Source organism: Variovorax trehalosi (assembly GCF_051216415.1).
Lineage (GTDB): Bacteria > Pseudomonadota > Gammaproteobacteria > Burkholderiales > Burkholderiaceae_C > Variovorax.
Map to the genome: position 1 here is coordinate 467,603 of NZ_JBPJZG010000001.1, position 23,400 is coordinate 491,002.

Consider the following 23,400-nt stretch of genomic DNA (forward strand, 5'->3'; position numbering starts at 1 on the left):
ACGCTGCGCTCCTCGGCGCAGCCAGAGGGGGTGGAAACCATGCGGGCCATTGCTTCGCTCGGCCCGAAGGGCGGACACGCTCCGCGTGTCCGCCTTGCATTGGCTGTTGGTATTGGTCTCGTGTGCCGAGCGCAGCGAAGGCGTGTCTTGTCTCCAAGCCCTTCTGGCTGCGCCGAGGAGCGCAGACGTAGGCGGGATCAGGGCCGCAGCTGTTTGAGCGAAGCGAGTTCTGCGGACCCCCGCCGTAGTCGAGCACCGCAGGTTGCCCGCAGCGAAGCGGAGGGACGCAGACAGCAGGGTCGCCTTTTCTTTGGCTACTTTCTTTTGGCGAAGCAAAAGAAAGTAGCTCGCCCGCCGGGGCGAGACCCGGCCTCGGAAAGAAAACCCATCAACCCTCAACATAAAGCCAACGCCTCCAGGCAGGCCCGCTTGTGTGCCTCCCCTTGCGAAGGCTTCATCACCCGCCCGGCAACCCGAACCCCATAGTCCACCCCCAGCCGATCTGCCATCAGCACCCAAGCGCAGAGCCGGGACAAACGGGCTTCGACGTCGGCAAGTCCAGCCGCCTGTGCATCGAGCCACAGCTCCTCGCGCTGCGTGTGCTGCGTGTCGCGGCTCACGAGGTCTTCCGACCCGGCCGCCTGCGCGCGCGCGGCCTTCTTCCAGACCACCAGCTTCAATGGATCCCCACGCCGATACGCACGCACACCGTCGTACTCACCGGCGCCATGCGCCCGCTGCGCAGCCGAGATGGCCGCCGGCCCCGACAGCGGTTCGCCGGGCGGCAGCGGCGGTGGATGCGCCTCGGGCGCCGGATACACCAGCATCTGCGCCGCGGGGCGCCAGACCGTCCACACGCGGAACGTGCCGAGCGGAAAGCGCGTCTCGGCGGTCAGCGGCGGCACCGGATGCAGCCCCCGCCGCTCGGGCAGGAACGCGATCTCGACCGTGGATGTTCCCTCGGCCGGCACGTCGGTCCAGGCCCACTGTCCGCTGCCGCGCACCGCCATCCCGATGCCGTAGCGCACGCTGCGTCGCTCGTTGTGCAGCACCACCCGGAAGACGGCCGCGGCGCCAGCGTAGTGCGCCTCGGGCGGCATCATGCGCATCGCGAGGCCGCGCAGCGTGGCATGGCACACGTGCATGCCTACCGCAACGCTGCCGGCCAGGAGAAAGGTCAACAGGTAGCCGAGGTTGAGCTGGTAGTTGATCGATGCGACCAGCAGCACCAGCAGCGTGGCTGCCAGCGTCCAGCCGGCGCGCGTGGGCACGATGTAGACGTTGCGTTGCGTGAGCTCAAGCGTGTCCGACGGCGGTCGCCGGGACAGGAACCAGCCGTCGATGCGCGCGCGCAGGGCGCCGACGGGATTCACGGCAGCGGGACCGCCGCGATCATCGCGCGCACCTGCTCGACGGCGCCCCGGCCCGCATCGCCCACGGGCGTGAGCCGGTGCGCGATCGTCTGCGGCAGCACGGACTGCACATCGTCCGGCGCGACGTAGTTGCGGTTGGCCAGGAGCGCCTGCGCCTTGGCGGCGCGCAGCACCGCGATGCCGGCGCGCGGCGACAGGCCCTGCAGGAACCAGCGGCCCGAGCGCGTGGCCGCGATCAGGTCCTGCACGTAGTTGAGCAGCGCGTCGGAGGCATGCACCTGCTGCACACGCTGCTGGATGGCCGTGAGTTCGCCGGCGGTCAGCATGGCCGGCAGGCCGGCCAGCATCTCGCGGCGGTCTGCGCCCGAGAGCAGCAGCCGCTCGGCGGCGCGGTCCGGATAGCCGAGCGAGATGCGCATCAGGAAGCGGTCCAGCTGCGACTCGGGCAGCGCGAAGGTGCCCAGCTGGTCCTGCGGGTTCTGCGTGGCGATCACGAAGAAAGGCGTGGGCAGCGGGCGGGTCTCGCCTTCGATGGTGACCTGCTTTTCTTCCATCGCCTCGAGGAGCGCGCTCTGGGTCTTGGGGCTTGCGCGGTTGATTTCGTCGGCCAGCAGCACCTGCGCAAAGATCGGCCCGGGGTGGAACACGAAGGCCTGCTGGCCGCGGTCGTAGATCGCCACGCCCGACAGGTCGCCCGGCATCAGGTCCGCGGTGAACTGCACCCGCGAAAACTGCAGGCCGAAGGTGTGCGAAAGCGCGTGGGCGAGGGTGGTCTTGCCGACCCCCGGCACATCCTCGATCAGCAGGTGTCCGCCCGCGAGCAGGCAGGCCACGCAGTCGCGCACCTGCGCCTCTTTGCCGACGATCACCGTGTTAAGCTGACTCAGCAAAGTGGCAAGCTTCGCAGCAACGTCCATATTTGTATCCATATGCAAACGATACCGTAAGACCTTGCGGCCCCATGCCGCGTGAGGTCTAGACGCGACAAGAGACATGGGCAAGACAGGCTACTTCACACACCGCGACTTCTGGAAGCACGACATGGGCCGGGGTCATCCCGAGTGCCCCGAGCGACTGGATGCCATCGAAGACCGGCTGCTGCTGACGGGCGTCAGCGATGCGTTGGAGCACTGCGAAGTGCCGCTGGCCACTCTGGAGCAGCTCACCCGGGCTCACAGCGTGGAGCATGTCGAGCTCCTCGAAGAACTCCATATGCGCCTTGTGGCCGACGAGCCCGCAGGGGGCCCAGACCACGCGCAGCTCGACCCCGACACCTCCCTGAACCGCTTCACGCTGTTGGCTGCACGTCGCGGCGCCGGTGCGGCCATCGCCGCGACCGATGCGGTGATCGCCGGCGACATAGAGAACGCCTTCTGCTCGGTGCGCCCGCCCGGCCACCACGCCTGCCGCGAGCGGGCGATGGGTTTCTGCTTCTTCAACAACATCGCCATTGCGGCGCGCCATGCGCTGGAGGTGCACGGCTTCGACCGGGTGGCCATCGTCGACTTCGACGTGCACCACGGCAACGGCACCGAGAACATCCTCTCGAACGATCCGCGCGTGCTGATGGTCGGCTTCTTCCAGCATCCGTTCTACCCGTACAGCGGCACCGAGCATCCGGCCTCGAACATGCTGAATCTGCCGATCCCGGCCTATACCCGGGGCATGGACGTGCGAGAACTCATCGAAGCCGCCTGGATGCCGCGGCTCGAAGAGTTTCGCCCGCAGATGGTGTTCATCAGCGCCGGCTTCGACGCCCACCGCGAGGACGACCTGGGCCAACTCGGCCTCACCGAGAACGACTTCGCCTGGATCACGAGCCGCATCCACGACGTGGCCAAACGCCATGCGCGCGGGCGCATCGTCTCGATGCTCGAGGGCGGCTACAACCTCGATGCGCTGGCGCGCAGCGTCGAGGCGCACATTCGCGTTCTCGCGGACCTGTAACGCAATCGGCGCGGTTGGCGCCGTGTTTTTTCATCGATGAATTTCAACGACTTCACCCAACGCCTGAAACTGGTCGATGCGACCGGCATCGGCATCGAACTGAGCGTGCTGGTGGCCTGCGTGGCCCTGGCCTGGGCCATCTGCAAATGGTTCGGACGCGACCAGCCCAAGGACTCCATCTGGTTCGGCGAAAGCACTTTCGACGGCCTGTTATTCCCGCTGCTGTCGCTGGTGTTCACCGATCTCGCGCGGCGCGTGGTGATCGATTTCCAGACGGTGCTGGTGCTGCGCATCGCGGTGTCGGTGTTTCTCTCGCTCGCTGTCATCCGGCTCTTCGCGCGGGTGCTCAGGGCGGTGTTTCCCACCTCCAACCTGGTGCGGCTGATCGAGCGCACGATTTCGTGGCTGGCCTGGATCGCAGCCGTGCTCTGGATCGTCGGGCTGCTGCCGCCCGTGCTGGCAGAACTGGACAACATCACGCTGGCCTTCGGCAAGACGCGTGTGAGCGTGCAGACGATCTTCCAGGGCGTGCTGTCGGCCGGGCTGGTGCTGGTGATTGCGCTGTGGATCGCCTCGACCATCGAGAAGCGCATCCTGCGCGAGGCCGTCACCGATCTGTCGATGCGCAAGGTGGCTTCGAACGCGGTGCGCGCCTTCCTGCTGCTGATCGGCTTGCTGTTCGCGCTGTCGGCGGTGGGTGTGGACCTCACGGCGCTCTCGGTGCTGGGCGGTGCGCTCGGCGTGGGCCTGGGCTTCGGGCTGCAGAAGCTCGCGGCGAATTACGTGAGCGGCTTCGTGATCCTGCTGGAGCGCTCGATCCGCATCGGCGACAACGTGAAGGTCGACACCTTCGAAGGCCGCATCACCGACATCAAGACGCGCTATACGCTCATCCGCGCGGGCAACGGACGCGAAGCCATCGTGCCGAACGAATCGCTGATCACCAGCCGGGTGGAAAACCTCTCGCTGGCCGACCGCAAGTTCAACATCACGACCAACATCGTGGTGGGCTACGAGAGCGACGTGGCTCAGGTGCAGGCCATCCTGTGCGCGGCGGCGAAGTCGCAGGCGCGGGTGATGACCGACCCGGAACCGGTGGCTTATCTTGTGAACTTCGCGCCCGATGGGCTCGAGTTCAGCCTGCACTTCTGGGTGGCCGATCCGGACAAGGGCAAGGACAACCTGCGCTCGGCCATCAACATCGCCATCCTCGAGGGGCTGCGCGGAGCGGGAATCGACATTCCCTATCCGCAGCGCGTGGTGCGGGTGGAATCTTTGCCGCCAGGAATCGCGCCGGCGCCTGGCGCTGTTTTATAATCGCGGAAAAGCACGATCGTTCTTTTTTTTGGCCCGCAGTGCCTACGAGAAGAATGGAGAGGCTGCAAAGGTCGCGTCCTAGAATGACCGGTTGCCCTCGAAGCCCCCTTTTTGCAATCCAATGGAGTCAAGTCAATGAAGGTTCTTGTGCCTGTCAAACGGGTCGTCGATTACAACGTGAAGGTGCGCGTCAAGAGCGACGGCACCGGGGTGGACATTGCCAACGTCAAGATGAGCATGAACCCCTTCGACGAGATCGCTGTCGAAGAAGCGGTTCGACTGAAGGAGAAGGGCGTTGTGACCGAGGTCATCGCCGTCTCCTGCGGCGATGCCAAGTGCCAGGAAACCCTGCGCACCGCGATGGCCATCGGTGCTGACCGCGGCATCCTGGTCGAAACGACTGAAGAGCTGCAGCCGCTGGCTGTCGCCAAGCTCCTGAAGGCGCTGGTCGAGAAGGAACAACCGTCGCTCATCATCCTGGGCAAGCAAGCCATCGACGATGACGCCAATCAAACGGGCCAGATGCTCGCTGCACTTGCAGACCTGCCCCAGGCCACCTTCGCCTCCAAGGTTGAAGTCGCTGGCGACAAGGCCACGGTCACCCGCGAAGTCGACGGCGGCCTGGAAACCATCTCCCTCACGCTGCCGGCCGTCATCACGACCGACCTGCGCCTCAATGAGCCGCGCTATGTGACGCTGCCCAACATCATGAAGGCCAAGAAGAAGCAGCTCGATACCTTCAAGCCCGAAGACCTGGGCGTGGACGTCAAGCCCCGCCTGAAGACCCTGAAGGTCAGCGAGCCTCCGAAGCGCGGCGCCGGCATCAAGGTGCCTGACGTGGCGACGCTGGTGGACAAACTGAAGAACGAAGCGAAGGTGATCTGAACATGACCGCACTTGTTATTGCCGAACACGACCACGCCAGCATCAAGCCGGCTACCCTGAACACTGTGACTGCAGCGCTGGCTTGCGGCGGTGAAGTGCATGTGCTGGTGGCTGGCGCGAACGCCGCTGAAGCCGCCAAGGCTGCAGCCCAGATCGCAGGCGTGACCAAGGTCATCGCGGCCGACAGCCCGAGCCTGGCCGAGAACCTCGCCGAGAACGTGGCTGCCCAAGTCCTCGCGATTGCGGCCAACTACAGCCACATCCTGTTCCCCTCGACCGCCAACGGCAAGAACGTCGCCCCGCGCGTGGCTGCCAAGCTGGACGTGGCGCAGATCAGTGATATCACCAAGGTGGACAGCCCGGACACCTTCGAGCGTCCGATCTACGCCGGCAACGCGATTGCCACCGTGCAGAGCAGCGATGCCACCAAGATCATCACCGTGCGTACGACCGGCTTCGATGCCGCAGCAGCAACGGGCGGTAGCGCCACGGTCGAAACGGCTGAAGGCGTGGCCGACAGCGGCAAGAGCAGCTTCGTCGGAAGAGAAGTCACCAAGAGCGAACGCCCCGAACTGACGGCCGCCAAGATCATCGTCTCGGGCGGCCGTGCCCTGGGCAGCGCCGAGAAGTTCACCGAAGTGATGGCCCCGCTGGCTGACAAGCTCAACGCGGGCCTGGGTGCCAGCCGCGCCGCCGTCGATGCGGGCTACGCCCCGAACGACTGGCAAGTGGGCCAGACCGGCAAGATCGTTGCGCCGCAGCTGTACATCGCAGCGGGCATCTCGGGCGCGATCCAGCATCTGGCCGGCATGAAGGACTCCAAGGTGATCGTGGCGATCAACAAGGACGAAGAGGCACCGATCTTCTCGGTGGCCGACTACGGCCTCGTGGCCGACCTGTTCACGGCTGTGCCGGAACTGGTCAAGGCGCTCTGATCGCATCGCCGCATTGAGCCGGAGGGCATCGTTCGCGATGCCCTTTTCGTATCCGCTGTATCTGGAGACAAGACATGAGCTACACCGCCCCCCTCAAGGACATGCTGTTCGACATCGAGCACCTGGCCAACATCGGCGAGATCGCCAAGCTGCCGGGCTTCGAGGATGCAGGCCTCGAGACCGCGCAAGCCGTGCTCGAGGAATGCGCCCGTTTCAACCAGGACGTGGTCGCGCCGCTGAACATCGAAGGCGACCGCAATCCCTCGTCGTTCAAGGGCGGTGAGGTCACCACTACGCCGGGCTTCAAGGATGCCTTCGCGCAATACGTCTCTGGCGGCTGGCAAGGCCTTCAGCATCCGGCGGACTTCGGCGGCCAGGGCCTGCCGAAGACCATCGGCGCGGCATGCGGCGAGATGCTCAATTCGGCCAACATGAGCTTCGCGCTGTGCCCGCTCCTGAGCGACGGCGCCATCGAGGCACTGCTCACCGCCGGCTCCGACGAGCTCAAGGCCGTGTACCTCGAGAAGCTCGTGAGCGGCCAGTGGACCGGCACGATGAACCTCACCGAGCCGCAGGCCGGCAGCGACCTGGCCATGGTGCGCAGCCGCGCCGAACCGCAGCCCGACGGCACCTACAAGGTGTTCGGCACCAAGATATTCATCACCTACGGTGAGCACGACATGGCCGAGAACATCGTGCACCTCGTGCTGGCCCGCGTGACCGGTGCGCCCGAAGGCGTGAAGGGCATCAGCCTGTTCGTGGTGCCGAAATTCATGGTCGGCAAGGACGGCGCGCTCGGCGAGCGCAACGACGTGCACTGCGTGAGCATCGAGCACAAGATGGGCATCAAGGCCTCGCCGACCGCGGTGCTGCAGTACGGCGACCACGGCGGCGCTGTCGGTTACCTCGTCGGCCAGGAGAACCGCGGCCTGGAGTACATGTTCATCATGATGAACTCGGCCCGCTATGCAGTGGGCATGCAGGGCATCGCGATTGCCGAGCGTGCCTACCAGCACGCCGTGGCCTACGCAAAGGACCGCGTGCAGAGCCGTCCGGTCGACGGTTCGATCAACGTGAGCGCACCGATCATTCACCATCCCGACGTCAAGCGCATGCTGATGACGATGCGCGCCTACACCGAAGGCTGCCGCGCGATGGCTTCGGTGGCCGCTGCCGCCTACGATGCCGCGCACCACCACCCCGATGCGGATGCGCGCAAGCAGAACCAGGCCTTCTACGAATTCATGGTGCCGCTGGTCAAGGGCTACAGCACCGAGATGAGCCTCGAAGTGACTTCGCTCGGCGTGCAGGTGCACGGCGGCATGGGCTTCATCGAGGAGACGGGCGCGGCGCAGTACTACCGTGACGCGAAGATCCTCACGATCTACGAAGGCACCACCGCCATCCAGGCCAACGACCTGGTCGGCCGCAAGACCGCGCGCGACGGCGGCCAGACCGCCAAGGCCATCGCCGCGCAGATCGAGAAAACCGAAGCTGAACTCGCCAAGAGCGACAGCGCCGCAGCCGCGTCCGTGCAGAAGCGCCTGAAGGCCGCGCGCGAAGCCTTCATCGAAGTGGTGGATTTCGTCGCGGGCCAGACCAAGGCCTCGCCCAACGCGGTGTTCTCGGGCAGCGTGCCGTACCTGATGCTCGCGGGCAACCTCATGGCCGGCTGGCAACTGGCGCGCTCGCTGATCATTGCCGAGGACCTCGCTTCGCGCAGCTTCGATACCGACTTCATGCTCGCCAAGATCGCCACGGCGCGCTTCTATGCCGAGCACATCCTGAACAAAGTGCCGGGCATCCGCGAGAGCATCGTCGACGGCGCCGAGAGCGTCACGGCGCTCGCGCTCGACGCGTTCTGAGCCGCGTTCCGTGTCGCCCACCTGACCGGCGGCACGGGCCTTCCTCTCTTATAAAACCGAATCCATTTCCGGAGACAACATGTCCAAGCTGCCCCCCGTCCTCGCGAACCTGCCGCTGCCGATCATCGGCTCGCCGCTGTTCATCATCAGCAACCCCAAGCTCGTGATCGCGCAATGCAAGGCCGGCGTGGTCGGCTCGATGCCCGCGCTCAACGCACGCCCCGCGGCGCAGCTCGAAGAGTGGCTGATCGAGATCACCGAAGAACTTGCGGCCTACAACAAGGCGAACCCCGACAAGCCCGCCGCGCCGTTCGCCATCAACCAGATCGTGCACAAGAGCAACGACCGCCTGGAGCACGACATGGAGATGGTCGTGAAGTACAAGGTGCCGATCGTCATCACCTCGCTGGGCGCGCGCACCGACGTGAACGATGCGGTGCACAGTTACGGCGGCGTGACGCTGCACGACATCATCAACAACAAGTTCGCGCAGAAGGCGATCGAGAAGGGCGCCGACGGCATCATCGCCGTGGCGGCCGGTGCCGGCGGCCATGCGGGCGTGAAGAGCCCGTTCGCGCTGGTGCAGGAAATCCGCCAGTGGTTCGACGGGCCGATCGCGCTGTCGGGCTCGATTGCCACCGGCGGCGCGGTGCTCGCGGCGCAGGCCATGGGCGCCGACTTCGCCTACATCGGCACCGCCTTCATCGCGACCGAAGAGGCGCGCGCGAGCGACGACTACAAGCAGGCCATCGTCGATGGCACGTCGGACGACATCGTCTACTCCAGCCTCTTCACCGGCGTGCACGGCAACTATCTGGCGCCGAGCATCGTCGCCGCCGGCATGGACCCGGCGAATCTGCCCGAAGGCGACGTGAAGACCATGAACTTCGGCGGTGGCGACGGCAGCAAGGCCAAGGCCTGGAAAGACATCTGGGGCTCGGGCCAGGGCATCGGCGCCGTGACCGAAGTGGCCAGCGCAGCGGCCTTCATCGAAAAGCTCAAGCGCGAATACCAGGAAGCAAGGCAGCGGCTCGCTCTTTGAGCGACGACTGACCATGGCTCCTGCCATCGCGCCCTCGTCGCCAGGGCGCATGCCGTTGCTCGACGTGGCGAAGGGCATCGCCTGTGCGGTGATCGTCGGGCATCACCTCTCGCGCTACGGGCCGATGCCCGCGGGCGCGTACGGGCTCGCGCCCGATTTCTTCGGCTGGCTGGCGGATGACGGCCGGCTCGCGGTGCAGGTGTTCCTCGTGATTGCGGGATTTCTCGCGGCAGCGAGCCTCGCGCCGGACGGCCTGTTGCGCGTCGATCGGCCCATCGCACGCATCCTGCAACGGTACGGGCGGCTGGTGATGCCGTACCTGGCTGCGCTCACCGTCTGCGTGCTCGTGGCCGCGCTGGTGCGGCCGTGGCTCGATGAAGACGTGGTGCCGGCTTCGCCGAGCATCGGCCAATTGTTTGCGCACGGCCTGTTGCTGCAGGATCTGCTGGGCTACGAGTCGCTGTCCACCGGCGTCTGGTACGTGGCCATCGACTTCCAATTGTTCGCGCTCGCGTTGATGCTCGTGGGCCTTCCTGCCATGTTGCGCTCGCCCGCACCGGCCGTCGTGCATCCGTCGTCGCGGTGGATGCCCGTGCTGCTGGTGCTCGCGCTGGCCGTTGCCTCGCTGGTGCTCTTCAACCGAAACGCCGACCTGGACGACACCGCGCTGTATTTCTTCGGCGCCTACGGGCTCGGCATGCTGGTGTTCTGGATCGGCCGTGCGACGCGGGCCAGCACCTGGCAGGGCGCCGTGGCACTGCTGTTGCTGGTTGGGGCAGGAGCGCTGGCCATCGAATGGCGCAGCCGCATCGCGACGGCGCTGCTGACGGCGCTGCTGATCGCGCTCGCACAGCATTGGCATTGGCTATCGCCCGCCAAGTGGCCGGCAGCAGCGGTGCCGCTGCAGCGCTTGGGGCGCATGTCGTATTCGCTCTTCCTGATTCACTTTCCGGTGCTCCTGGCCATGAACGCGCTCGTCGCGAACCTTGCGCCGCACGGGCCGTGGGTCGACCTGCTGGGCATGGTGGTGACCTTCGGCCTTTCGGTGGCTGCGGCGGCGCTGCTGTACCGCTGGGTGGAGGCGCGCCCGGCATCGTGGCGCGGGGTCTTCACGCTGTTCGCTGCGCTGCTGGTCAGCGGGATCGTCGTTTCGCACTGATCGCGTCGGTGAAGAGGGCGTCTGCCTCGCGGCAGCGCTGGCGCCACAGCTGATTCTTCCTTGAACGGGTTGCGCTCGGGCGCCGGAGCGCGCAGGCTGCGGGCTCGTCAGTGTCTTTTCGCCTTCGGTATGATTGTGGAGATTTCAGTAAATACTGAAAATACGCAAAACTAAGGAATGACCCAGCACTCGCCAACCCCACGACTGCCGTTGCAGGCCTCTGCGTCGACCGACGTCGGCAGCGTGGTGCAGGGCGCAGCCGCGCTTTTCTGGATTCCGCAGGCAGCGTTGCTCGCGATGGCGGTGCAGGGACTGGCTGCGGGACAGGGCTTGGCGGCGGTGCAGTTGCCGGCGCTCGGCATCATGCTGCTTGGATTGCTGCGCGCGGCTTGCGAGGCCTGGGGCGCGCGCCGGACTTTCACGCGCGCAAGAGCACAGCTGACGGCACTGCGTGCGCAGGCAACTGCAGCACTCGCGGGCGGATCGCCACTTGACCGCAGCCGCACCGCTTCCGGCCAGGCCGCCAGCATCCTCGCCGAGCAGGCCGAGGCGCTGGTGCCATACCTCGTGCGCTACCAGCCGGCGCGCTGGCGCGTGATGGTGGTGCCCGTTCTCATCGTGCTCGTGGTGGCGAGCCTCTCGTGGATCGCCGCGTTGGTGCTCCTGGTCGCGGCCCCGTTGATTCCGCTCTTCATGGCCATCGTCGGCTGGCGCGCCAAGGCTGCGAGCGAGGCGCAGATGGTCGAGATGGGCGGCATGAATGCCTTCCTGCTCGACCGCCTGCGGGGCCTGGCCACGCTGCGCGCGCTCGGTGCGGTGGATGCAACGGCCGTCCGCCTGGGCGAAGCCGCGCAATCGCTGCGTCAGCGGACCATGGCGGTACTGCGCATCGCCTTCCTCTCGTCGGCGCTGCTTGAGTTGTTCTCGGCGCTCGGCGTTGCGATGGTGGCGGCGTACGTGGGCTTCCACCTGCTGGGCACGCTGGGCTTCGGCGCCTGGGGCCGGCAGTTGAGCCTCGGTGAAGGCCTGTTCGTGCTGTTGCTCGCGCCGGCTTTCTTCGAGCCGCTGCGCGAGCTTTCGGCCGTCTGGCACGACCGCGCGGCGGGCGAGGCGGCACTGCAGTCGCTCGAACAGCTTCAGCGCAGCGAGTTGCCGCTGCCTGGCGCGAATACACCGGTGCGCACGGCAACCGGAGCCGCTGGCGCCGCGCCCGTCGTCACCATCCACGGCCTGCGTTTCGCCTGGCCCGGCGAGCAAGCGCTGTTCGACGGCTACGACCTTCGCGTCGCGGCCGGCGAGCACGTCGCGATCACCGGCGCGAGTGGCTCGGGCAAGACGGCCTTGCTGTCGCTCCTCGCCGGACTGCTGCCTGCGACCGGCGGAGAAATCTCCATCGGCGGTGTGCCGCTGTCCGACCGCACCGTGAGCGCCCTTCGGCAGCGCATGGCATGGATGGGCCAGAAGCCGCATGTGTTCGCCGGTTCGATCGAGGACAACGTGGCGCTCGGCCGCGCAGAAATCGACACCCCACAGGTCGCGGCCGCTATGCGTTTCGCATCGCTCGAAACCGTCGCACAGGCCCATCCCGCCGTGGCGCTGGGCGAGGGCGGCAGCGGCCTGTCGGGCGGAGAGGCGGTGCTGCTTGCCCTGGCACGCATCGCCGTCCACGTGCATGCCGACCTGCTGCTGGTCGACGAGCCCACCGCGCACCTCGACACGGAAACCACCGGGCGCGTGGCCGACGCACTGGTCACGCTGGCCAAGGGCAAGACGCTGATCGTCGCGACGCACGATCCCGTGCTGGCGGCGCGCATGCACCGGGTGATCAGCCTCGACGCAGAAGCGATGGAGCGTGCGGCATGACGATCTCCAGAAACAACTGGCGCGACCTGCGCCTCGTGCTGCGCCCCTTCCTCGCCTCGCAGCCGCGCCCCTTGCTCTGGGGTGGCCTGCTCGCTGCCGTCACGGTGCTCGCGGGCATGGCGTTGCTGGGTCTCTCGGGCTGGTTCATCACCGCGACCGCGCTCGCCGGCCTGCATGCGGCGACTGCATTCACCTTCGACGTGTTCGCGCCGTCGGCCGGCATCCGCCTGCTGGCGCTGGGCCGCACGGCATCGCGTTATGGCGAACGGCTTGTCACGCACGATGCGACCTTTGCTGTGCTCGCATCTCTGCGGGTTCGTCTGTTCCAGGGTTGGGCGCGTCCGGAGGCGGCGCGTGCGCTGCTGACGCGACCTGCGCGCCTGCTGTTCCGCCTCACGGCCGACATCGACGCGCTCGAATCGCTCTACCTGCGCCTGCTCGTGCCCGCCGCCGCAGCCTTGGGTGCCGCGCTGCTGGCCGGCGTGGTGCTGGGCTTCATGCACGTCGGCATGGGCGTGGCGTTGATGCTCTGGCTCGTCGCTGTCGGTTGGGGCATCGCGTTCCTTGTCGCGCGGCGTGCACGGCGACCTGCGGTGCACCGCGCCCACGCCATCGAGGCGTTGCGCGCCCGTGCGGTCGATCTCGTGGCCGGCCAGACCGACTTGGTCATGGCCGGCCGCATCGACGCGCAACGCGAAGCACTCATGAACGCCGACCGGCATCTCGCCAAGGCAGACCTCGCGTTGAACCGCCTCGAAACCGCAGCCGGCATCGCCTATGGCAGCGCGGGTACCGCAACCCTCGTCGGCGTGCTGCTGGCAGTGGGCGTGCTGGTGGGGGAGGGCGCGATCGGCGCACCCGCCGCGGCGCTCGCGTTGCTCGTGGCGCTCACGGCGACCGAGCCTTTCGCGGCCTTGCGGCGCGGCGCGCTCGATGCGGGGCGGACGTGGCTCGCGGTGCGCCGCCTCGCGCCGCGCATGACGACCGAGGAAGAGACGCCGGCAGCCAGCAGCGAAGAAGCCTCCGTCGCGCTGTGCATGAGCCATGTCACGCTCGCGCACCCCGGCAGCCGCATCCAGGTCTTGAACGACGTGTCGTTGACCGTCGCCCCAGGCGAACGCGTCGCACTGATCGGCGCCAGCGGCGCCGGCAAGTCCACGCTGCTCAACGTGATCGCCGGCGAAATCACCCCGCAGTCCGGCCGCACGAGCGCACAGCCGCCGTGCCTGCTCACCCAACGCACCGAACTCTTCCAGGACAGCCTGCGCGACAACCTCCGCCTCGCCAACCCCGAGGCCACTGACGAGCAACTCTGGTCCGCGCTGCAAGCAGCAGGCCTCGAAGACGACGTCCGTGTCCTGAAGACGGGCCTGGACACCCGCCTCGGCGAAGGCGGCCTCGGCCTCTCCGGCGGTCAATCCCGCCGCCTGGCACTGGCCCGCCTGCTGCTGCGCCCCGTGCCACTCTGGCTGCTCGACGAACCCACCGAAGCGCTCGACGCCGCAGTTGCGCACGACGTGCTGCAACGCCTCGCCCGACACGCCGACGGCCGCACGCTCGTGATCGCCACGCACCTGCGCCGCGAAGCCGCGCTCGCCGATCGCCTCGTGTGCATGCAGCAGGGCCGCATCGTGGCCGACCTGCGACGCGGCAGCGCCGCCTTCGACACCGCGTTGCGCACCCTGCGCCCCGATTGATCCCGCAGAAAAAGACAGAAGAGAAAAACCAAAGGAAGCCCCATGGACCTCGACATCGTTGCGCTCTCGCGCCTGCAGTTCGCCGTCACGGCGCTGTATCACTTCCTCTTCGTGCCGCTCACTCTCGGCCTCTCGATCCTCCTGGCCATCATGGAGACGGTCTACGTGATGACCGGTCGCGTGATCTGGCGCGACATGACGAAATTCTGGGGCGTGCTCTTCGGCATCAATTTCGCGATGGGTGTGGCGACCGGCGTGGTGATGGAGTTCCAGTTCGGCATGAACTGGAGCTACTACAGCCACTACGTGGGCGACATCTTCGGCGCGCCGCTGGCCATCGAGGGGCTCATGGCCTTCTTCATGGAAGCGACGTTCGTGGGCCTGTTCTTCTTCGGCTGGGACAAGCTCTCCAAGGTCGGCCACCTGGTCGCGACGTGGGCCGTGGCCATCGGCTCCAACTTCTCGGCGCTGTGGATCCTCATTGCCAACGGCTGGATGCAGAACCCCGTGGGCGCGGCCTTCAACCCGCAGACGATGCGCATGGAGGTGACCGATTTCCTCGCGGTGCTCACCAACCCGGTGGCGCAGGCCAAATTCGTGCACACCGTCTCGGCGGGCTATGTGTGCGCCTCGGTGTTCGTGCTCGGCGTGTCGGCCTGGTATGTGCTCAAGGGCCGTCACCTCGAACTGGCCAAGCGCTCGATGACCGTGGCCGCGTCCTTCGGTCTGGCCTCCGCGCTGTCGGTGGCGGTGCTCGGCGACGAAAGCGGCTACCTTTCGGGCGAGCACCAGAAGATGAAGCTGGCCGCCATCGAAGCCATGTGGGAGACGCAGCCCGCACCCGCCGCCTTCACCGTCATCGGCTTCCCCGACCAGGCGGCGCGCGAGACGCACTACGCCATCCACATCCCCGGCGTGATGGGCCTCATCGGCACCCGCTCGCTCGACACGGTGATGCCCGGCATCGACGAACTGGTCAAGCGCGCCGAGGCCCGCATCCGCGAAGGCCTCAAGGCCTACGACGCCCTGCAGAAGATTCGCGAGGCCGGCGGTACCGACAAGGTCACGCAGGGCGTGCGCGGCGACTTCGAGGACAACGGCATCAACATGGGCTACGCGCTGCTGCTCAAGCGCTATGTGGACGATCCGCGCCAAGCCACCGACGAACAGATCGCCAAGGCTGCGTGGGACACCGTGCCGCAGGTGGCGCCGCTCTTCTGGCTGTTCCGCGTGATGGTGGGCATCGGCATGCTGCTGATCCTTTTGACCGGCACCTTCTTCGTGCTGTCGGCGCGCCGCCAGCTCGACAAGCACCGATGGCTGCTCAAGGCTGCGGTGTTCGCGATCCCGTTGCCGTGGATCGCCATCGAGTCCGGCTGGCTGGTGGCGGAGTTCGGTCGGCAGCCCTGGGTGATCGAGGGCGTGCTGCCCACGGCCGTGGCCGTGTCGAACCTCGGCGTGAAGACGCTCCTGCTCACGCTCGCGGGGTTCATTGCGATCTACACCACGCTGCTGGTCATCGAGATGAAGCTGATGCTCAAGGCCATCCGCAAGGGACCTGAAGCCGAGCACGCGCCCGACGAGGGCGATGCACGCTCGCACGTTCCACCGGCGCACGCCGCCGCCACCGTCTCTTCCACCACCGGGAGCGCCGCATGATCCTCCACACACTCCTCGACTACGACACCTTGCGCTTCATCTGGTGGCTGCTGATCGGCGTGCTGCTGGTCGGCTTCGCCGTGACCGACGGTTTCGACTTGGGCAGCGGCATGCTGCTGCCGTTCGCGGCGCGCAACGACATCGAGCGCCGCGTCGTCATCAACAGCGTCGGCCCGGTGTGGGAGGGCAACCAGGTGTGGCTGATCCTGGGCGGCGGCGCGATCTTCGCGGCGTGGCCGCAGCTGTACGCGGTGTCGTTCTCGGGCTTCTATCTCGCGATGTTCGTGATCCTCACGGCGCTGATCCTGCGGCCCGTGGCCTTCAAGTTCCGCAGCAAGCGCGAGTCGCCGCAATGGCGCGCGCGCTGGGACTGGGTGCTGTTCTTCAGCGGCTTCGTGCCCGCGCTGATCTGCGGCGTGGCGGTGGGCAATGTGCTGCAGGGCGTGCCATTTCGCTTCAATGCCGACATGCACATCTTCTACGACGGCGGCTTCTTCGGTCTCCTGAATCCGTTCGCGATCCTGTGCGGGCTCGTGTCTGTCGCGATGCTCGTGATGCACGGCGCGGCGTGGCTGCTGCTCAAGACGGCCGGGCCGGTGGCCGAGCGGGCGCGCACCTACGGCATCGTCGCGGCGGTGCTCACCGTTGTGCTCTATGCGCTGGCCGGCGTGTTGCTCGCGACCAGCATCGGCGGTTACCGCATCAGCAGCGTGGTCGATGCGGTGGGGCCGTCGAACCCGATGCTGAAGACCGTCGAGCTGCACGCGGGCGCATGGACCGCCAACTACGCAGCGCACCCGTGGACATTGGCTGCGCCTGTTGCCGGCTTCGTCGGCGCGCTGGGCGCGTTGCTCGGGCTGGTGTTGCGCCGGCCGGTGCTCGCGTTGCTCACCGCGGCACTCGGCATCGCCGGCATCATCCTGAGCGTGGGCGCGTCGATGTTCCCGTTCATCCTGCCTTCGTCCATCGATCCGCGCGCGAGCCTCACGGTGTGGGATTCGTCCTCGAGCCATCTCACGTTGTTCATCATGCTGGTGGTCACGGGCATCTTCATTCCGATCATCGTGGCCTACACCACCTGGGTCTACCACGTGCTGTGGGGCAAGGTCGACGAGAAAGCCATCCGCGAAGACAGCGGTCACGCCTACTGAACAAGGAGGAACAGAACATGTGGTACTTCGCCTGGATCCTCGGCCTGCCGTTGGCGGCCGCCTTCGCCGTACTCAATGCCATGTGGTACGAACTCATGGACGACGACGCCATCCGCAGGGAGAAGCTCGAGTTGCCCGAATCGCCGGAGGGGCAGGAGCGGCTGTGACGGTGAACTAGCCAGCTGCAGGCTTTTTCTTCTTCGCCGCACCACCGCCAGTGATGCGGTCTTTGAGTGTCAGCACCTTCGTGACAGTCGCCCCCATGCCCATGAGCTGCATCGCAGTCTCGGGCGCGAGCCGCTGCACATCGTCGAACCACTTCATCAACCGGTCGATCAGGTCGTGCATCTCGCGCATGCGCTCCTGCGCGTGGCGTTCGGCATCGCTCGTGGGCGATTCGAGCAGCGCGTTGCGCAGCATCGAGAGCGTGGGTTCGATCTCGCGGCGACGGCGCTCCTCGGCCAGCACGCGGAAGATTTCCCACACGTCCGACGGCGCCTCGAAGTATTCACGCCGGTCGCCGGCCTGGTGCCGCAGCCGCACCAGCCGCCAGGCCTGCAACTCCTTCAGGCCCATGCTCACGTTGGAGCGCGAGAACTCCAGCAGCTCGGCGATTTCGTCGGCATTGAGCGCGCGCTGCGACAGGAAGATCAGCGCGTAGATCTGTCCCACGGTGCGGTTGATGCCCCACTTGCTGCCCATCTCGCCGAAGTGAGCGACGAACTGGCGGTTGAGGGGAGGGAGGTCGGGTGCGGTGGCCATGCGCGGATTGTCGCGCGGGATTGCTGGAGTTTCGGTAGCTTCTGAAAACTCGATCCGCTCAATCGGGCTGCACGTCGGGCAGGGCACGCCGCCGGTACGACCCCGGCGCGCCGCCCGTCCAGGTCTTGAAGGCCCGCTGGAAGGCTGCGCTGTCCGCGAACCCCAGCTCCTCGGCCAGCGCGGCGAGCGGCACGGTGCTGGTGTTGAGCCGCACGATGGCCAGGTCGCGCCGCAGCTGGTCCTTCAACGACTGGAACGACGTGCCTTCCGTCGCCAGGTGACGCTGCAGGGTGCTCACCGACATATGCAGGCTGTCTGCCGTGGTCGCCAGGTCGGCCCACGCGGGCCGGTTCTGCTGCAGTACCGCGCGCACCTTCGCGCTCACGACCTGCTCGGCGAGCCGGGGCAGGATCACGTTGGCCGGCGACGCCGAGAGAAAGACCTGCATCGCGTGCGCATCGCGGTGCACCGGCGTGGCGAGTGCGCTGCGATCGAACCACACGGCCGACAGCGGCTGGCCGAACTGCAGCGGGCCCGGGAACACTTTGGCGTAGCCATCGGCATAGGGCGGCAGCTCGAAGCCGAAATCGAAACGCCGTGCCACCAGCCGGCCGCCATGCAGCCATGCGAAGAGTCGCCAGTACACCCGCAGCATCAACTCGTGCAGGAAGTTCTGGTGCGCCGCCTGCGGGTTGTTGAGGCGGATGCCGAAGCCGGCGAGCGCGCCTTCCTGCAGCGGCACCAGCGTCAGGTCGTCCTGCAGCAGGCTGAAGGTGTGCGCCACGCGGCGCAGCGCCACTTCGAAGGTCGGCGCGCCCAGCGTGGAGCGCACCATCAACGCGAAGCTGCCGCAGCGCAGGCGTCGCGTGAGAAAGCCCAGGGCCTCGTCGTCCATGCGCTGCATCAGCAGCGCGAAGAGGGCCACGTACTGCTCGCCCGTGACGCGCGCACCGGCCTCCTGCAGCAGCGAGGGCGCGATGCCCGCATCTTCGAGTGCCGTGTCGATGCACACCGCCGCCTCGGCCCCGCGCGCCCGGACGCCCGAGAGCATGCCCTGCACGAAGACGATCGGAATGGTGATGGGCGGTTGCAGCATGTGTCGGTGGATTGACGTTTTCTGCCATGCGATCGAAGCGAACTGCAATCGCCGGGCCGTGCGGGGATTTCTACCATGCCACTGCACAAGAACCAGACGGAGACAAACCCATGTACATGACCCAAGGCCTTCACCGCGCCGTGCAGCAGCGCCCCGACGCCATCGCGGTGCGCTTTGCCGGCCGCGCCCGCAGTTTTCGCGACTTTGCTGAACGTGTGGCGCGCCTGGCCGGCGCGCTCCAGGGCCTCGGCATGCAGGCGGGCGACCGCGTCGCCATGCTGTCGCTCAACTCCGACCGCTACCTGGAATACCAGATGGCGGTGCCCTGGGGCGGCGGCGTGCTCAACCCCTGCAACATCCGCTGGTCGCCGGCCGAAATCCTCTACTCACTGGAAGACTCCGGCTCGAGCATCGTGCTGGTCGACGAGACCTTCCGCGGCGTGGTCGAGCAGATGCGCGGCCAATCGAAGAGCCTGCGTGAGGTCATCTACTGCGGCGACGGCCCTGTGCCGGCCGGCATGCACAGCTACGAGAGGCTGATCGACGCCGCCTCGCCGGTGTCCGACGCCGTGCGCCGCGGCGAAGACCTGGCCGGCATCTTCTACACCGGCGGCACCACCGGTTTTCCCAAGGGCGTGATGCTCAGCCACATCAACATCTGCAGCTCGGCGCTGGCGGCGCAGGCCGAGGGGCTGGCACCGGCGGGCGGCTGCTACCTGCATGCGGCGCCGATGTTCCACCTGGCCGACATGGGCCTGGCCACGCCGCACTGGTTCGCCGGCAACACGCACGCGATCCTGCCGATGTTCACGCCCGAGGGCGTGCTCGACGCCATCGAGCGCGACCGCGTGACCAGCCTGCTGCTGGTGCCCACCATGATCCAGATGCTGGTCGATCATCCCGCCATGCGCAAGCCGCGCGACCTGAGCACCCTCAAGAACATCACCTACGGCGCCTCGCCGATTTCCGAGGCCGTGCTGAACCGCGCCATGGAAGCCTTCCCGGGCGTCGACTTCGTGCAGGCCTACGGCATGACCGAGCTGTCGCCCATCGCCACGCTGCATCCGGCCTTCTTCCACACGGCCGAGGGCCGCAAGACCGGCAAGCTGCGCTCGGCGGGCCGCGCCAGCGTGTGCATGGAAGTGCGCATCGTCGATGCCGACGGCACCGAAGTGCCGCGCGGCACCGTGGGCGAAGTGGCGGTGCGCGGCCCCAACGTGATGCAGGGCTACTGGAACAAGCCCGAGCAGACGGCCGCCGCGCTGCGCGACGGCTGGATGCACACAGGCGACGGCGCCTACATGGACGCGGACGGCTTCATCTTCGTGGTCGACCGCATGAAGGACATGATCATCAGCGGCGGCGAGAACGTGTACTCAGCCGAAGTCGAGAACGCCATCAACCAGCACCCCGCGGTGGCCGCGTGCGCGGTCATCGGCATTCCGAGCGAGGAGTGGGGCGAGAGCGTGCATGCGGTGCTGGTGCTCAAGTCCGGGCAAGGCATCCAGCCCGAGGAATTGATCGCGCACTGCAAGAGCCTGATCGCCAACTACAAGTGCCCGCGCAGCGTGGCCGTGGTCGAGGCGCTGCCGCTGTCGGGGGCCGGCAAGGTGCTCAAGACAAAGCTGCGCGAACCCTTCTGGCAAGACCGGCAACGCAGCGTGGCCTGACATTTTCCCTCCAACCATTTTTCCAATCCGAACATCAAGGAGACCTTCATGAGTCAAGACGTCTACGTGGTCGGGGTCGGCATGATCCCCTTCACCAAGCCGGGCGCGAACCAGCCTTATCCGCAGATGGCCGCGCACGCGACGAACGCCGCGCTCAAGGACGCGGGCATCGGCTACGAGTTGATCCAGCAGGCCTACGTGGGCTACGTGTACGGCGACTCCACCGCCGGCCAGCGCGCGCTGTACGAGGTGGGCATGACCGGCATCCCGGTCGTCAACGTCAACAACAACTGCTCGACCGGCTCGACCGCGCTCTTCCTCGCGCGCCAGGCCGTGGCCAGCGGCGCTGCCGACTGCGTGCTCGCGCTCGGCTTCGAGCACATGAGCCCGGGCGCGCTGGGTGCGGTGTTCAACGACCGCCCGAGCCCTTTCGACAATTTCGAAACCATCACCGACGAGCTGGTCGGCAACGAGCAGGTGCCGCTCGCGCTGCGCTACTTCGGCGGTGCAGGCTTGGCGCATATGCAGCAGTACGGCACGCAGATGTCGACCTTCGCGAAGATCCGCGCCAAGGCCAGCCGTCATGCGTCGAACAACCCGGTGGCGCTGTTTCGCACCGTCGTCACCGAGGACGAGGTGATGGCCGCCCCCGTCATGTGGCCCGGCGTGATGACGCGGCTCATGGCCTGCCCGCCCACCTGCGGCGCGGCCGCGGCCATCGTCTGCTCGCCGCGCTTCGCGGAACGCCACGGCCTGGACCGCAGCGTGCGCATCAAAGCGCAGGCCATGACCACCGACCGCCCCGTGACTTTCGAGAGCCGAGACATGCGCGAGGTGGTCGGCTTCAGCATGGCGCAGGAGGCTGCGCAGAAGGTGTACGACGCGGCCGGCGTCGGCCCGCAAGATATCAACGTGGTCGAGCTGCACGACTGCTTCGCGCACAACGAGCTCCTCAGCTACGAGGCGCTGGGCCTCTGCCCGGTTGGCGGCGCGGAGAAGTTCGTGGTCGACGGCGACAACACCTATGGCGGCAAGGTGGTGACCAACCCGTCGGGCGGGCTCCTGTCGAAGGGGCATCCGCTCGGGGCGACAGGGCTCGCGCAATGCACGGAGCTGGTCCAGCAACTGCGTGGCACGGCAGACAAACGGCAGGTCGAAGGCGCGCGGATGGCGCTGCAGCACAACCTCGGGTTGGGCGGCGCCTGTGTGGTCACGCTGTACGAACGCGTCTGAGGAAAGGCAAGACATGATCGACAAGAAATGGATCGGCCACGAGCTGCCCGCCTCGGTGCTGCCGATCGAGCGCACGCGGCTGCAGTTTTTCGCCAAGGCCATCGGCGAGACCGACCCGGTCTACACCGATGCCGCCGCGGCACGCGACGCGGGCTACGCAGACCTGCCCGCGCCGCCCACTTTCCTGTTCGCAGCCGAGCTGGATTCGGGTGCCTCGAACCAACTGCTCGACGACCTGCAGATTCCGCTGTCAAAGCTGCTGCACGGCGAGCAGAGCTTCAGCTACCACCGGCCGGCCTGCGTGGGCGACACGGTGACGGTGCGCTCCACCATCAGCGACATCTACGACAAGAAGAACGGCGCGCTCGAATTCGTGGTGAAGACCTCGCGTGCCACCAACCAGCGCGACGAGCTCGTGGCCGAACTGCGCACGGTGATCGTGTGCCGCCACTGACGAAGGAACGCACGATGACCACCATCACTTACGACAACATCCAGATCGGCGACGCGCTGCCCGCATTGCAGCTTGCGCCCGTCAACCGCACCACGCTCGCGCTCTTCGCGGGCGCCTCGGGCGACCACAACCCGATCCACATCGACACCGACTTCGCGCGCAAGGCCGGCATGCCCGACGTGTTCGCGCAGGGCATGCTGGGCATGGCCTGGCTCGGCCGCCTCGTCACGCAGTGGGCGCCGCAGTCGCAGCTGCGTCGCTTCGACGTGCGCTTCCAGGGCATCACTCACATCGGCCATGCGGTGCGCTGCACCGGTCGCGTGGTCGAGAAGCTCGAGCACAACGGAGAGCGCTGCGTGCGCGTCGAGGTGCAGAGCGCCAACCAGTACGGCCAGACCCGCATCGCCGGCGAAGCGCTGGTGGCGCTGCGCTGATCCATCCCAACGAAAGACAAAACAACATGACACTCAAGCTCGAAGGCAAGGTTGCCCTCATCACCGGCTCGGGCCGCGGCATCGGCCGTGCGATCGCACTCAAGCTCGCTTCCGAAGGCGCGCGCATCGTGGTCAACGATCTCGATGCGGAGCCCGCCGAGGAAACCGTGCAGGCCATCCGCGCGGCGGGCGGGCAGGCGGTGGCCTGCACCGGCAGCGTGTCGGCGCCGGACTTCGCCGAGCGCTTCATCGGCACCGCGGTGAACGAATACAAGGGCCTCGACATCATCGTGAACAACGCCGGCTACACCTGGGACAGCGTCGTCCAGAAGATGACCGACGAGCAGTGGTACGCCATGATCGACGTGCACCTGACGGCGCCGTTCCGCATCCTGCGCGCGGCGCAGCCGGTGATTCGTGCACTTGCCAAGGCCGAGGGCGAAGCGGGCAAGCGCGTGGTGCGCAAGGTGGTCAACATCTCCTCGGTGGCGGGGCTCTTCGGCAACGCGGGCCAGACCAACTACTCGACCGCCAAGGCCGGCATCGTCGGCATGACGCAGACGCTCGCCAAGGAATGGGGCCGCATGAACGTCACCGTCAACTGCGTGGCCTTTGGCTTCATCCAGACCCGGCTGACCGCGAGCACCGCCGATGCGGCCACGGCCAACATCGAGGGCCGCGAGATCAAGGTCGGCGTGAACCCCGGGCTGCTGGCGATGATGGAGCAGTCGATTCCGCTCGGCCGCGGCGGCACACCCGAGGAAGCGGCCGGCGCGGTGTACCTGCTGTGTGCGCCCGAGTCGGACTACGTGAGCGGCCAGACGCTCATGTGCACCGGCGGCTTGACGGGCATTTGAT

The 23,400-nt window shown here is 67.0% G+C and carries 21 protein-coding genes; 17 read left to right on the forward strand and 4 right to left on the reverse strand.

The window, feature by feature from the left end:
• Positions 1-395: 395 nt before the first annotated feature.
• Both ACSFA7_RS02245 and ACSFA7_RS02250 read right to left on the reverse strand, forming a co-directional pair.
• Positions 396-1,373 carry a DUF58 domain-containing protein gene (locus tag ACSFA7_RS02245; RefSeq protein WP_435497870.1) on the reverse strand — a complete coding sequence of 326 codons (978 nt, stop codon included), beginning with the start codon at positions 1,371-1,373 and terminating at the stop codon, positions 396-398.
• Entirely contained in the window at positions 1,370-2,290 is a 921-nt protein-coding gene (locus ACSFA7_RS02250) for an AAA family ATPase (RefSeq protein WP_435497871.1), read from the reverse strand. Before ACSFA7_RS02250 ends, ACSFA7_RS02245 begins: the two co-directional genes overlap by 4 nt.
• A 76-nt stretch (positions 2,291-2,366) precedes the next feature.
• Here ACSFA7_RS02250 and ACSFA7_RS02255 point away from each other — a divergent pair, with 76 nt between their 5' ends.
• The 12 genes from ACSFA7_RS02255 (at position 2,367) to cydX (ending at position 17,060) form a co-directional block, all read left to right on the forward strand.
• Entirely contained in the window at positions 2,367-3,320 is a 954-nt protein-coding gene (locus ACSFA7_RS02255; protein WP_435497872.1) for a histone deacetylase family protein, read from the forward strand.
• 36 nt (positions 3,321-3,356) lie between these two features.
• On the forward strand, positions 3,357-4,637 hold the full coding sequence (locus ACSFA7_RS02260) for a mechanosensitive ion channel family protein (protein WP_435497873.1): 1,281 nt from the start codon (positions 3,357-3,359) through the stop codon (positions 4,635-4,637).
• 135 nt (positions 4,638-4,772) lie between these two features.
• Positions 4,773-5,522 carry an electron transfer flavoprotein subunit beta/FixA family protein gene (locus tag ACSFA7_RS02265; RefSeq protein ID WP_435497874.1) on the forward strand — a complete coding sequence of 250 codons (750 nt, stop codon included), beginning with the start codon at positions 4,773-4,775 and terminating at the stop codon, positions 5,520-5,522.
• Positions 5,523-5,524: 2 nt separating this feature from the next.
• Positions 5,525-6,457 carry an electron transfer flavoprotein subunit alpha/FixB family protein gene (locus tag ACSFA7_RS02270; RefSeq protein WP_435497875.1) on the forward strand — a complete coding sequence of 311 codons (933 nt, stop codon included), beginning with the start codon at positions 5,525-5,527 and terminating at the stop codon, positions 6,455-6,457.
• A gap of 74 nt (positions 6,458-6,531) precedes the next feature.
• Positions 6,532-8,322: an acyl-CoA dehydrogenase gene (locus ACSFA7_RS02275; protein WP_435497876.1), complete on the forward strand. Its 1,791-nt coding sequence runs from the start codon at positions 6,532-6,534 to the stop codon at positions 8,320-8,322.
• A gap of 79 nt (positions 8,323-8,401) precedes the next feature.
• On the forward strand, positions 8,402-9,364 hold the full coding sequence (locus ACSFA7_RS02280; protein ID WP_435497877.1) for an NAD(P)H-dependent flavin oxidoreductase: 963 nt from the start codon (positions 8,402-8,404) through the stop codon (positions 9,362-9,364).
• A 49-nt stretch (positions 9,365-9,413) separates the two neighbouring features.
• Positions 9,414-10,523 (forward strand): acyltransferase family protein, encoded by a 1,110-nt coding sequence (locus tag ACSFA7_RS02285; RefSeq protein ID WP_435498877.1) that lies wholly within the window; start codon positions 9,414-9,416, stop codon positions 10,521-10,523.
• 177 nt (positions 10,524-10,700) lie between these two features.
• Positions 10,701-12,386, forward strand: coding sequence for a thiol reductant ABC exporter subunit CydD (gene cydD, locus ACSFA7_RS02290; protein WP_435497878.1), 1,686 nt, complete (start codon positions 10,701-10,703; stop codon positions 12,384-12,386).
• A complete protein-coding gene (gene cydC / locus ACSFA7_RS02295; protein ID WP_435497879.1) occupies positions 12,383-14,083 on the forward strand; it encodes a thiol reductant ABC exporter subunit CydC in 1,701 nt (566 codons plus the stop codon). The genes cydD and cydC overlap by 4 nt, the downstream gene beginning before the upstream one ends.
• Before the next feature lie 42 nt (positions 14,084-14,125).
• A complete protein-coding gene (locus tag ACSFA7_RS02300) occupies positions 14,126-15,742 on the forward strand; it encodes a cytochrome ubiquinol oxidase subunit I (RefSeq protein WP_435497880.1) in 1,617 nt (538 codons plus the stop codon).
• Entirely contained in the window at positions 15,739-16,893 is a 1,155-nt protein-coding gene (gene cydB, locus ACSFA7_RS02305) for a cytochrome d ubiquinol oxidase subunit II (RefSeq protein WP_435497881.1), read from the forward strand. The genes ACSFA7_RS02300 and cydB overlap by 4 nt, the downstream gene beginning before the upstream one ends.
• Positions 16,894-16,910: 17 nt before the next feature.
• Entirely contained in the window at positions 16,911-17,060 is a 150-nt protein-coding gene (gene cydX, locus ACSFA7_RS02310) for a cytochrome bd-I oxidase subunit CydX (protein WP_093433953.1), read from the forward strand.
• A gap of 7 nt (positions 17,061-17,067) precedes the next feature.
• Here cydX and ACSFA7_RS02315 read toward each other — a convergent pair whose 3' ends face one another.
• Together ACSFA7_RS02315 and ACSFA7_RS02320 are read right to left on the reverse strand one after the other, a co-directional pair.
• Complete coding sequence (locus ACSFA7_RS02315; protein ID WP_206178412.1) at positions 17,068-17,655, reverse strand: GbsR/MarR family transcriptional regulator; 588 nt, start codon at positions 17,653-17,655, stop codon at positions 17,068-17,070.
• Between the two features lie 58 nt (positions 17,656-17,713).
• Entirely contained in the window at positions 17,714-18,751 is a 1,038-nt protein-coding gene (locus tag ACSFA7_RS02320; RefSeq protein WP_435497882.1) for an AraC family transcriptional regulator, read from the reverse strand.
• Positions 18,752-18,861: 110 nt separating this feature from the next.
• Between ACSFA7_RS02320 and ACSFA7_RS02325 the strand changes: the two genes are divergently transcribed.
• The 5 genes from ACSFA7_RS02325 to ACSFA7_RS02345 are packed head-to-tail and all read left to right on the forward strand — an operon-like array spanning position 18,862 to position 23,399.
• Positions 18,862-20,421, forward strand: coding sequence for a long-chain-fatty-acid--CoA ligase (locus ACSFA7_RS02325; protein ID WP_435497883.1), 1,560 nt, complete (start codon positions 18,862-18,864; stop codon positions 20,419-20,421).
• 48 nt (positions 20,422-20,469) lie between these two features.
• A complete protein-coding gene (locus ACSFA7_RS02330; RefSeq protein WP_435497884.1) occupies positions 20,470-21,654 on the forward strand; it encodes a lipid-transfer protein in 1,185 nt (394 codons plus the stop codon).
• 13 nt (positions 21,655-21,667) lie between these two features.
• Positions 21,668-22,108, forward strand: coding sequence for a MaoC family dehydratase N-terminal domain-containing protein (locus ACSFA7_RS02335; protein ID WP_257859056.1), 441 nt, complete (start codon positions 21,668-21,670; stop codon positions 22,106-22,108).
• Positions 22,109-22,122: 14 nt separating this feature from the next.
• On the forward strand, positions 22,123-22,542 hold the full coding sequence (locus ACSFA7_RS02340; RefSeq protein WP_435497885.1) for a MaoC family dehydratase: 420 nt from the start codon (positions 22,123-22,125) through the stop codon (positions 22,540-22,542).
• Between the two features lie 26 nt (positions 22,543-22,568).
• Positions 22,569-23,399, forward strand: coding sequence for an SDR family NAD(P)-dependent oxidoreductase (locus ACSFA7_RS02345; RefSeq protein WP_435497886.1), 831 nt, complete (start codon positions 22,569-22,571; stop codon positions 23,397-23,399).
• Position 23,400 lies beyond the last annotated feature (1 nt).